The sequence below is a fragment of the Streptomyces sp. NPDC005266 genome, from assembly GCF_040607655.1.
Lineage (GTDB): Bacteria > Actinomycetota > Actinomycetes > Streptomycetales > Streptomycetaceae > Streptomyces.
Genome location: NZ_JBEXHC010000032.1, coordinates 38,641 through 50,677, shown reverse-complemented (window position 1 = coordinate 50,677; position 12,037 = coordinate 38,641). Strand labels below are relative to the sequence as shown.

General features: G+C 71.9%; 6 protein-coding genes. All 6 read right to left on the bottom strand.

Features of this window, described 5'->3' with window-relative positions; genetic code table 11:
* Positions 1-4,642 (bottom strand): amino acid adenylation domain-containing protein (locus ABZU99_RS33635; protein ID WP_356049913.1); only part of this gene is annotated, 4,642 nt, incomplete at its 3' end.
* A 68-nt stretch (positions 4,643-4,710) separates the two neighbouring features.
* On the bottom strand, positions 4,711-5,004 hold the full coding sequence (locus tag ABZU99_RS33630) for an acyl carrier protein (protein ID WP_355952582.1): 294 nt from the start codon (positions 5,002-5,004) through the stop codon (positions 4,711-4,713).
* On the bottom strand, positions 5,001-6,806 hold the full coding sequence (locus ABZU99_RS33625; RefSeq protein WP_356049915.1) for a fatty acyl-AMP ligase: 1,806 nt from the start codon (positions 6,804-6,806) through the stop codon (positions 5,001-5,003). Before ABZU99_RS33625 ends, ABZU99_RS33630 begins: the two co-directional genes overlap by 4 nt.
* Before the next feature lie 228 nt (positions 6,807-7,034).
* Positions 7,035-7,994 carry a winged helix-turn-helix domain-containing protein gene (locus ABZU99_RS33620; protein WP_356049917.1) on the bottom strand — a complete coding sequence of 320 codons (960 nt, stop codon included), beginning with the start codon at positions 7,992-7,994 and terminating at the stop codon, positions 7,035-7,037.
* A 329-nt stretch (positions 7,995-8,323) separates the two neighbouring features.
* On the bottom strand, positions 8,324-10,216 hold the full coding sequence (locus tag ABZU99_RS33615) for a BTAD domain-containing putative transcriptional regulator (RefSeq protein WP_356049919.1): 1,893 nt from the start codon (positions 10,214-10,216) through the stop codon (positions 8,324-8,326).
* A gap of 621 nt (positions 10,217-10,837) precedes the next feature.
* On the bottom strand, positions 10,838-11,917 hold the full coding sequence (trpD, locus tag ABZU99_RS33610; RefSeq protein ID WP_355952593.1) for an anthranilate phosphoribosyltransferase: 1,080 nt from the start codon (positions 11,915-11,917) through the stop codon (positions 10,838-10,840).
* Positions 11,918-12,037: the final 120 nt, after the last annotated feature.

Genomic DNA, 12,037 nt, shown 5'->3' with positions numbered 1-12,037 from the left:
CCTGCTCAGCAAACAACCCCGGCAACGTCAACCCCGACCCCACCACCCGCCCCGACCCATTCCACCCCACCACCACACGACGCCACTCCTCGGCGCCCAGCACATCCAACTCACCCACCCGAACCGACACATCCCCACCCACCTGCGCCAACACCCGCAACAACCGATCAACCAACCCCCGCGCCGTCCCCTCATCAAAGAGATCAGCGCCGTATTCCATGCCGCCGTACATTCCGGCCGGCCGGCCATCGGTGGTGAAGCGTTCGCCGAGGTCGATGGAGAGGTCGAATTCCGCGGTGCCGGTGTGGCTGGGCAGCAGTTCGGCGTCGAGGCCGGGGACGGCGTTCATCGCGTTGATGCCGTCGTGCCGGTAGGTGTTCTGGAAGGCCAGCATCACCTGGAACAGGGGGTGGCGGGCGAGTGAGCGGTCCGGGTTGAGGGTGCCGACGACGTGCTCGAAGGGGACGTCCTGGTGGGCGTACGCGGCCAGGTCGGTCTCGCGGACCCGCGCGAGCAGTGTCTCGAAGGTCGGGTTCCCGGACACCTGGGTCCGCAGCACCAACGTGTTGACGAAGACGCCGACCATGTCCTCGACGGCCTCGTCCGTGCGGCCGGCGATGGGCGAGCCGATCGGAATGTCGTCTCCCGCGCCGAGCCGCGACAGCAACGCCGCGAACGCCGCCTGCACCACCATGAACACGCTCGCGTTGTGGGTGCGGGCCAGGGCCACCACCGCGGAGTGCAGTTCGGCGGGGACGTCGAACTCGAAGCGCTCGCCCGTGCCGGAGGAGACCGCGGGTCGCGGCCGGTCGGTGGGGAGGGTCAGTTCGTCGGGCAGGCCCGCCAGCGCGGTCTTCCAGTAGTTGAGCTGGCGTCCGGCGAGGCTGTCGGGGTCGTCGGGCGAGCCGAGGAGTTCGCGCTGCCAGAGCGCGTAGTCGGCGTACTGGGCGGCCAGGGGCGCCCAGTCGGGGGCGTGCCCGGCCTGGCGGGCGGCGCATGCGGTGGCGAGGTCTCGTACGAGGCGCTCCATCGACCAGCCGTCCGCGGCGACGTGGTGCACGACGAGCAGCAGCACATGCTCGGTCCGGTCCAGCGCGAACAGGCGGGCCCGAAGGGGGGTGTCGACGGACAGGTCGAAGGGCTCGCGGGCCGCTCGGGTGAGGTCGGCGTCCAGGTGTTCCCGGTCGGTGTCCGTCACGGGCAGTTCGGGGCGGGCTCTCTCGGGGGTGAGCACGATCTGGCGCAGGCCGGTCGTACCGGCATCCGCGGTGTCCTCGGTGAATACCGTGCGCAGCGGTTCGTGGCGGGCGACGACGTCGGCCAGGGCCGCGTGGAGTGCGGCCCGGTCCAGGGTGCCGGAGAGCCGAATGGCCGCGGGGATGTTGTACATCGCGGGGGCGTCCGCGCCGTCCACCCGGTTCAGCAGCCACCAGCGGCGCTGGGCGTGGGATGCGGGCAGCCGCTCGGGCCGCGGGTCGGCTGGCGCGAGCGGTACGGCGGCGGCCGCCGCGCCCAGGACTCGGGCCAGACCGGCAGCGGTCGGGGTGTCGAAGAGCTGGCGGACGGAGAGGTCCGCACCGAACGCCGCACGGGCGCGGGAGATGACGCGGGTGGCGAGCAGGGAGTGACCGCCGAGAGCGAAGAAGTCGTCGTCGGGGCCGACCTGCGGCAGACCCAGCACCTGCGCGAACAGCCCGCACAGGATGTCCTCCTGGGGCGTGCGGGGGACGCGGCCCGTGGTGCCGCCGGTGTGCTCGGGGGCGGGCAGGGCGGCCCGGTCCAGCTTGCCGTTGGGGGTGAGCGGCAGCACGTCGAGGAGCACGATCGCGGCGGGGACCATGTACTCGGGCAGGGCGTCGGCCAGTTGCTCGCGCAGCGCGTCGGGGTGGACGCCGCCCGCCGTAACGGCGTAGCCGACGAGGACGCGCTCGCCCGGCCGGTCCTCACGGGCGATGACGGCTGCCCGCACGACCTCGGGCAGGCCGGCCAGCCGGGCCTGGATCTCGCCCAGCTCTATGCGGTGGCCGCGGATCTTGATCTGGCCATCCGCTCTGCCGACGAACTCCATCGAACTGTCCGCGAGTTGGCGTACAACATCGCCGGTGCGGTACATGCGGGCGCCGGGCGCACTGTGGAGGTGGCCGAAGGGGTCGGCGACGAACCGCTCCGCGGTGAGGTCGTGGCGCTTCCAGTAGCCGCGCGCCAGACCGGTACCGGCGATGTACAGCTCGCCGGGTACGCCCACGGGGACCGGCTGCAGGGCACTGTCGAGGACGTAGGCGCGGGTGTTCCAGAAGGGCCGGCCGATGGGGACGGGTCCGTCGGGGGTGGGCTCTCCCGGTTCGATGCGGTGGTCGAGGCAGTTGACGGTGGCCTCGGTCGGTCCATAGGCGTTGCAGACGACGGCCTGGGGGTGGCGGCGGCGCCAGCCGTCGAGGACGGTGCCGTGCAGCTCCTCACCGCCGATGATCAGCATCTCGCTGGGGGATGCCGTGTCGGGCAGGGTGTCGAGGATCTCCAAGTGGCTGGGGGTGACCTTCATGAAGCTGGGCCGCCCGGTGGTGCGTACGGTCTCCGCCGTGAGCTCGCCCAGGTGCACGCAGCCGCCGCTGACCAGGGGCGTGTAGAGGGCGGTGACGGTCAGGTCGAAGGCCACCGGGGAGTGCAGCAGCGAGGCGCCGGCCGCGGCCGGGTAGACCCGCCGGGCGCGGTGGAGATAGGCGGCCAGGGACCGGTGTTCGACGACGACGCCCTTGGGGCGACCCGTCGATCCGGAGGTGTAGATGACGTACGCGGGGTGGTGCGGCGACAGGGGCGCGAGCCGCTCCGCGTCGGTGACCGGCCCGGACGGGCCGCCGTCGGCCCCCGCGTCGCCGGCGCCCGCGGTCTCCGGTTCCTCCGCGTCGAGCAGGATGCGGCGGACGGCGGGACCGGGGACGCGGTCCGCGATCGAGGAGAGGGTCACCACGAGCGACGGGTCGGAGTCCTCGAGCATGTAGCGGATGCGGTCATCGGGGTACTCGGGGTCGACGGGGACGTACGCCGCCCCCGACTTCAGGACCGCGAGCAGGGCGACGGCCAGCCGCGCGGAACGCGGCAGTACGAGCGCCACGAAGGACTCGGGGCCCGCTCCGGCCGCGATGAGCCGCCGGGCGAGCCGGTCGGAGTGCGCGTCGAGCTGCGCGTAGCTGAGGGTTTCGCCCTCCGCGGTGACGGCGGGGCTGTCCGGCGTGGCGTGTGCCTGCGCGGCCCACAGCTCGGGCAGCAGGGACGCGGGCACGTCGTCCCGGGCGGTGGCGTTCCAGTCCACGAGGGAGCGACGGCGCTCTACCGGGTCCAGCAGATCGGCGCGGCCGATGGACAGCGAGGTGTCCGCCAGCAGCTGGGAGAGGAAGGCGAGGAACCGGTCGCGGTGGCCGGCCAGTTCGGCGTCCGAGTACAGCTCCGGGTGGCCGTCGATGTCGATGCGCAGGCCGCCGGAGCCGTCGGGGGCGCCGTAGGCGTGGACGGACAGGTCCTTGATGCGTCCGGTCGACAGTTGCCGTGCGGTCGCGGTGTGCCCGGCGAAGTCGACCGTTTGGTCGAAGCTGACGAGGTTGACCACGGGCCCGGTGAGCGGATGGTCGCCGGTGCGTCCCAGCTCGTGGTGGAGGTCCTCGCCCCGGTACCGCTGGTGTGCGACCGCCCGCAGCGTCGCCTTGGCCACCTGGTCGGTGAGGTCGGAGAGGCAGGCCGTCGGCCGGACGTCGAGGCGCAGCGGCACCTCGTTGGCGAGCATGCCGGGGGTCTTCAGGGCGGCGCGTCCGAGGCGGGCGGCGGCCGGGAGGCCGAGCACGATGTCCCGTACGGAGGTCATGCGCTGCGTGTAGGCGGCGATGGCCGCGGTCAGCACCACGCTCCAGCGGGTGCCGGCCTTACGGGCGGCGGCCAGCAGGGCGTCCGTCTGCCGCTGCGGGAGCCATACGGTGTGCCGCAGGTCGCTGTGTGCGGGGGCGGCGGTTCCGGGGGCGAGGCGGGCGGGCTCGGGCGGGTCGGCGAGGGCGTCGAGCCAGTAGGCGCGGTCGCGGTCGTGTGCCGCCGAGGTGCGGTACGCGGAGTCCTCGTCCAGGAGGTCGCGCAGGCTGCCGAAGTTGGCGGCGGGCGGGGTCGTTCCCCCGGCGAGGGCGGTGTAGACCTCGGCGATGCGGCGGCAGTGCAGGGTCTGGCCCCAGCCGTCGAGCAGGATGTGGTGGTAGCGGAAGCCCAGCAGGTGGAGGTCGGGGGAGAGTTCGAGCAGGGCGTGGCCGTACGCCGGGCCCTCGGTCAGCTCGACCGGTTCGGACAGGTCAGCGCGGAGCCAGGCCAGCGCGGCGGCGCGCGGGTCGGGGTGGGCGCTGACGTCGATGTGGCGCACCGGTTCGGTGCCGTCGACGGGCAGCTGCCACACCCCCTCCGCGTCCTCGGCGAACCGCACCCGCAGCGCCTCGGTGTCCCGGACCGCGATCTCCACGGCCCGGTCCAGGAGGGCAGGGTCCACGTGGCCGGGGAGCTCGAAGCAGACGCCGCAGTTGTAGAGCGGGCTGCGCGGCTGGAGCTGCTGCGCGACCCACACGCCCAGCTGTGCCGCCGACGCGCTGTGCCGGAGGGATCCGCGCTCGCACATACTCGTGTGACCCTTTCTGAAATCGGCTCGCTCTGGTGTCCGCGCGGTTCCGCGGCAGGGGCAGCGGGTCAGCCCGCGATGGCGTCCGGGATCCGGCCGGTGAGGTGCTCCGCCAGCCGGTCCACGGTGGGGAACTCCCACGCCACGGTGGCGTCCAGGGATAGGCCCCAGTGGTCCTCGATGTCGGTGATCAGGGCGATCGCGTGCAGGGAGTCCAGGCCGTACTCGGCCAGCAGGACGTCCGGTTCGATCAGCTCGGATGCCATGCCCAGGTGGGCGCTCAGACGCTCGGTCAGCCACTGCCTTATCTCGGCCGCGGGCAGTTGGCCGGGCAGCTCGGTGGGCAGGGTGGGCTCGTTCATGATCGGTCCTCCCGTACGACGGTGCCGGTGATGGGTGTCGCCGTCCCGGCCGCGACCGACGCGGCGAGTCCCGGCGTCAGGTGGGCGTACGTACTGCTCAGCTCGCCGGCGCAGAACAGCTCGCGCATGGCGGAGCGCTGGATCTTTCCGCTGGTGGTGCGGCGCACCCCGCCGCGCCGCAGCAGGCAGATGGCGTCCGGTACGACCCCGAAGTCCCGTGCCACGAGCTGTTTCATTTGGGTGGCGAGATCCGCCAGGGCGGCCTCGTCCAGGCCCGCCATCACCTCGTGGGCGATGACGAGGACCTCCTCGACATCGGCGGGGTCGGCGGCGGGGACCCGGACGGCGAAGGCCGCGCCGACGGTGCCCAGTCCGGGATGGGCCGCACGCAGTTCGTGCTCGATGTCCTGCGGGTACAGATTGCGGCCGCGGAAGATCATCATGTCTTTGAGGCGGCCGGTCACGTAGAGCTCGCCCTCGTGGACCGTGCCCAGGTCACCGGTGCGCAGATAGCCGGCGTCGCCGTCGGCGGTGGTGGCGTGGAAGGTGGCCTCCGTCGCTGCCTCGTTGTTCCAGTAGCCGCGGGCCACGCTGGGGCCACGCAACCAGAGTTCGCCGATGCCGCCCGCCGGCACCCTGCGCAGGGTGTCCGGGTCGACCACGGCCACCTCGAAGCCGGTTGCGGTGCCGTTGCTGAGCAGTTCGCGGCCTTCCCCGGGGAAGGCGGCGGGGCGGAATTCGCCGTCGGCCAGGGCGTCGGTGCCGACGCGGGTGACGACGGGCTCGCGGGGCGGGGCTCCGGAGACGAAGACGGTGGACTCCGCCAGGCCGTAGCAGGGGGCCGCCGCCTCCGGCCGGAAGCCGGCCGCGGAGAACCGCTTGGCGAACTCCGTCATGGTGCCCGCCTGTACGGGCTCGGAGCCGTTGACCGCATAGGCCCAGCGGGACAGGTCGAGGCGGCCGATCTGCTCGTCGGTGACCTTGCGGCAGCAGTAGTCGTAGCCGAAGTTGGGGGCGGCGGACCAGGTGATGTCGTAGGTGTCGATCATCATCAGCCAGTTGTGCGGCCGCTTGAGGAAGGCGGTCGGCTCCATCAGCACGCAGGTGTTGCCGAGGAACAGCGCCGGCAGGGTCTGCGCCATCAGGCCCATGTCGTGGTACTGCGGGGCCCAGCCGCCGAACCGGGCCTGCTCGGGGATGTCCAGGGTGCGGCACATGGTCCCGGCGTTCACCAGCAGATTGCCGTGGCTGATCATCACGCCCTTGGGGGTGCCGGTGGAGCCGGAGGTGTACTGCAGCAGGGCGAGCGTGTCGTGGCCGGCCTCCGGCGGCGAGAAGGCGGCGGCAGCGGCCGGCGCGATGGTGTCGGCGGCCGCGAGGGGCAGCGCCGACAGGCCCTCCTCACCGGCCCACTCCGTCACCGCCGCCAGGTTGGCGCTGTCGGTCAGCGCGGCCGCGGCCCGCGAGTCGGCCGCGATGGCCCGCACTCGGCGGCGCTCGTGCGGGAAGCGGCCGGGAAGCGGCGCGGGTACGGCCACCATGCCCGCGTAAAGGCAGCCCACGAACGGCACGATGAACTCGGCGGCAGGGCACAGCAGCAGAATGCGCGAACCCACCGGGTACCGTTCGAGAAGCCACCCCGCGATGCGCCGTGCGGCCTCGTCGAGCCCGGCATAGGTCAGGTGTGTCGCGTCCTCTTTCTCGGGGTCACGGACCCAGATGAGCGCGTCGTTTCCGGGGCGCCGCGCAGCCCAATTCCGCAGAATTTCCGTCGCGCTGGAGTGGGTTGTGACATCAGACATGGCTGGTCGATTCCTCAATTCTCCGCCTGCCTCGCACGGATTCGCGACCGGCAACGCTGCGTGACGCTAGCCACGCGGCCATTCGGCCGTCAAGAAAGTTATGGCCTGCAAATGGCGCCCACGCGGGCCCCGTTCACACGTCAACTGCGTGTTTCGCTGCTGCCTGAATGACGGTTCCCGATCCGGCGGGGCCCATGATCCGGACGGAAATGATCAGGGGCGGAGGGGTCACGCGGCGGGCATCCGCGATGCGCTGCCCGACGGCCACCCCTGGAACTCCGTGCACCGGCTCTTCACACCCAGCAACGCCATTCCCAGAGGCGTCACGGAATGCAGCACGGTATTGCGGCTGCGATGGGTGGTGATGAGTCCCGAATCGCGCAGAACGGCCGCGTGCTGGCTGGCGCCGGCCGAGGAAATACCGAGCCGCCCGGCGAGTTCCGTCGTCGTACAGGACGCGGTGAGCGCGCGCAGCGCCGCGGCGCGGGTGCGGCCGACCAGCGCCCCGAGCGCCCGCACGGTGTTGTCCGGCGCGTCCCACGCGTCAGCGGCCTCGGGGGTGTCCGGGGAGACCGCGAACGCGAGCGCGGCCTGCCCGCCCTCCTGCCCGGTGCCGATCAGCAGGCCGGGGCAGTGGGCGAGGAAGAAGGAGGGCGCGAGCAGCAGCCCGCGGCCTCCCAGATGCACATCCCGGTCCGGGCCGGGCACCTGAAGCACCGGCGCGGACCACTGGATCTTCGAGTGCAGGGTGGCGAGCAGCCGGTCGACGCCGCCGGTCATGACGATCCGGCCACGTGCGTTGCACTCGGATTCCAGGTGGTTGAGGATTCCGTTCCAGTACGGGGCCAGCGCCGACCGCCAGACGTCCCGCACCCGGCCGATGGCCTCCTCCTGCGTCAGCCCCAGGTCGCGCAGCACGCCGTCGTCCGCCTCCGGCGAGGCGTCGAGCAGACACAGCAGGCCCTCGTCCGCCGTGCGGTTCCTGCGCCGGAGCGCGGCCAGCAGACCGGACGCCGCGGTCCGCTGCCGCAGATGCAGGGTGAGGCGGTTGCGCCACCGCGCGTGCGACGGGCTGCCGGCCCCGCCGCCGAGCAGGCCGAGCGCGAGAACGGTCTCGGCGAGCGGGCCGAGGGTGGGGCTCAGTCTGGTCCTTGCCAAGTCCTCGCCGGTGAAATGAATCCTCTGCACTGTCCGTTCCCTCCCGATACAGGCAGCGATGCCCGTACCGAGGCAACTCTCCCTGCGAACGTAACGTTTTTCCGCACACCGGCGCGCCGGCTCGGCCAATGGGGCTGCCCGCCTCGTCATTGACCGTGGCGGGACTTTCACTCATCGGTGCGCGATTCACCGCGGTCAACGGCGTCGCGCACCCGCTTCACAACCCTCATAAACGACGACGGCCAATCGCTCGAGGATGCCGGGAAGCGCCCCACTTCCTTGGTGAACAGTCTCCGCCAAGCGGATATGGATGGTTTATCGAACCCCTATGCCGCGGCTTCCTGACGCATCAGCCCGCCTTACGAGCACGTCATGGAGATGGAGTCGGCAGTGGAGCGGCCGTGCCGCCGCCACCGGGTCAGTCGCAGCGTCGACTGCTCCAACGAGCTCTCCGTGGCCAGCTGCTCGGCCGCGTGCAGATGGAACAGGCTGCCGTAGCGGTAGCGCAGGCAGTCGCGGCGCAGCCGGCGGCGCGCCTCGAGGAGATTGAGATCGACCAGCCGCTCCAGCAGGTCCTCGGTGTTCGGTAGCGCCATATGCAGCAGTTCCGCGGCAGTCTGCGCGTCGAACTCCCTGCTGCCGGTCACACTCAGCGCCCGGTACGCCGCCGCCGCGCTCAGCGGCAATTGGCACACCGCCCGGTCGAAGCAGGCGCGCAGCGAGTGCTCCCCGTGGCTGAGCACGTCCAGGCGGCGGCGGTAGTCGGCCAGGCGCGCCACCAGGTCCTCCACGAACCAGTGCGGTTTGCTCTCCAGCCGGGCTCCCGCGGCCCGGATGGCGAGTGGCAGCCGGTCGCACAGCTCGACCAGCCGGTCCACCGCGTCGGGCTGCTCCTCGGCGATCCGCCTCTGGCCCACGATCGTGCCGAGCATCTCGATGGCCTCCGCACGGCTGACGGGCCCGAGCCGGATGCCCGCGGCCCCGCGGCTGTCCATGAACCGGTCCAGGCCGGTGACCAGCACGCAGCACCCGCCGCCGCCCGGGAACAGCGGCTCGACCTCCTTGAAGCTCGTGGCGTTGTCCATGACGATCAGCACCCGCCGCCCGGCGAGGACGCTGCGGTAGAGGGCGGAGCATTCCTCCAGGTCGCGGGGGATGTCGGCGGCCGGTGTGCCGAGGGCGCGCAGGAAGCGCTGCAGGACGAGCAGCGCCGTCTCCTCAGGGCCGTCGGAGGTGATCTGGCCCAGGTCCGAGAAGAGCTGCCCGTCCGGGAAGTGCCGGGCCACCGTGCGGCCCCAGTGCACAGCGAGCGCTGTCTTGCCGCTGCCCGGGCTGCCGCTGATGAAGCACGCCGCCGCGGAGTGCTGCTCGGCGCCGGTCGACAGCAGCGCGTCCAGCATCCGCAGCTCGGTTTCCCTCCCTACGAACTCCCCTGCGATGGAAGGAAGTTGCGAGGGAATGCGGACGCCTTCGGCCTCCGCCGCAACTTCGGCGTCGTGGGCCGGCGCGAGCGAGGCGTTCTTGAGGATGGAGTCGTGCATGGCCTGGAGTTCCACACCGGGCTCAAGGCCGAGTTCGTCGATGGAGAGGTCGCGCCCCTCCCGGAAGGTGAGCAGTGCTTCGGCTCGCCGGCCCGCGCGATACTGGGCCAGCATAAGCGTGGCCCTCAGTCGCTCGCGCAACGGATGCGCGCGGACCAGCGCGGATAACTCCCCGATGAGCGTGCGGTGTTCGCCCAGGTTCAGCCGCAGGGTGAGTAACTGCTCGGTGGCGAGCAACCGCTGCTCGGACAGGCGCTCCGCCTCCAGCTCGGCGAACTGTGCGGAGACGCCGCCCAGCGCGGGACCGCGCCACAGGCTCAGCGCCTGCTTCAGCACCTGAGCCGCCTCAAGGGCGCGCCCCTGCCGGGCGAGCCCCTGGCCGCGCTCGACCTCGCGGGTGAACTCGACACTGTCGACATGGCCGCGGGAAAGGCACAGCTGGTAGCCGGGGGCCACCGTACGGATCACCTCTTCCGCGCGGCCCGCGGCCCGAAAGGCCTTGCGCAGCGCGGCCACACAGATCGACACCTGAGTACGGGCGGTGTTGGGCGGCCTTCCGTCCCACACCTCCGCGATCAGGGTGTCGACCGACACCACACGTCCCTGGGCCAGCAGCAGCCGGGCCAGTACCGCCCGCTGGCGCACCCCGCGCACCTGAAGCGGTGACCTGTCGACATACACCTCCAGCGGCCCGAGCAGCTTGAACTCCAAACCCTTCGGAGCGCCATCCCCCGTTTCCCGGCCGTCCGGACGGCCGACCGTGAGTGTCGAGTTGCTTCCCGGCGATGCAGGCGCCATCGCGTAACACCCCTCCCTCGTGCTCTCGAGACAAGTGGGAGCGCTTCCCCCTGATACGCCTAGACGGCAATGAGATCTTTGCATGACATCGCTATCAGGCCGCAAGGTTTCCCCACGCAAAGAATCACCGGCGAGGGCCGGGCCGGGAGGCTGCGGGAGCGCGCCTGCCGCCGAAGGACGGCTGCCACCAGCCGGGATTATCGAGCGGATAACGGACCCATGGGCAGCACATATCTGCGGGCTCCATGCTCCGAAAGAGACCCGAACGCCCCTTGAAGGCCGCAGGAGGCTCCCGTGCACCGCCCTCCGCTTACGACCTCACGCCGCCCCGGCACCGGATCCACGAAGGAACTCGTCCGCACTTCGGCCGCGTTGTCCGTTCCGGATGATATGCGCGCCGCGGCCCGGTCCTGCCTGCCGGACCCGGCCGCCGCCGGGCGGCATCGGGTGGGCGAGGGCTGGTTCGCCCGCGACCGCGCGCAGGTCCAGACTTCCGGCGCCTCCGCAAGGTGAGCCCGGGGGGCCGTACGGGTCTCAGGGGCAGCCCGCGGCGGCCAGTTTGGTGGCCTGCGTGATCCAGTCGTCCAGTACCTCCGCCGCCGCTCCGGAGTCGAGCGCCCTTGCCGCGCGCTGCACGCCCGCGGCCAGCCGCTCTGCGATCGGGCGGCGGGCCGCGGCGGGTGCGGTCTCGGCTGCGGCGAGGCCGGCGGCAGCCGACAGCAGGACGGCGTCCCGGATCGGGCCGCGCTCCTCCCCGGCGAAGACGCGTCGGGCGACAACGGCGTTGTGGGTGCGGTCGCCACCGCGCAGCGCCTCGACCGGGGCCAGGGCCATGCCGATGTCACGCGGATCGAAGGTCTCCGTGCGGACCTGCCCGTCGCGTACCGACCAGATGGTGGAGGTGGTGCTCAGCGTGATCTCGTCGAGTCCGTCATCGCCGCGGAAGACCAGGCCCTGGGTGGAGCGGCGGGCGAGCACCCCGGCGATGAGCGGGGCCATCCGGGGGTCGGCGACGCCGACCGCCTGGGCGGTGGGGGTCGCCGGGTTGGTGAGCGGTCCGAGCACGTTGAACACGGTTGGCACCCCCAGTTCGCGCCGCGGCAAGGCGGCGTGGCGCATCGCGGGGTGGAAGACCGGGGCGAAGCAGAAGGTGATGCCCACCTGGCGGGCGACGTCGGCGACGTCCTCCGGGGCCAGGCCGAGGGTGATGCCGAGCTCCTCGACGACGTCGGCCGAGCCGGACGCCGAAGACGCCGAGCGGTTCCCGTGCTTGACCACGCGTGCCCCGCAGCCGGCCGCCACGATCGCCGACATCGTGGAGACATTGACCGTGCCGGCCCCGTCGCCGCCGGTCCCGACGATGTCCAAAGTGGGCCCGGGAACGTCGATCGGGTGCGCGTGCGCCCGCATGGCAGTGACCAGACCGGTGATCTCGTCGACGGTCTCCCCCTTGGCCCGCAGAGCGATCAGGAATCCCGCGATCCGGGCGGCGCCCGCTTCGCCGCGCATCACCTCGTCCATGGCCCACTCGGTATCCCGCGCGGTCAGGTCCCGGCCTGCCAGCAGTGCGGCGAGCAGGCCGCTCCAGCCTCGCTCCGGCGGAATTCCGGTCACGCGTTCTCCCTCGGCTCCTGGGGCACTGCCGAAGCGGCGTTCGGCACACCGGTGGCACGACTTTCGCCGCCGGGCTCAGTCTCCGAGTCCCGGGGCACGCCGCACCAGACCAATTCGCCC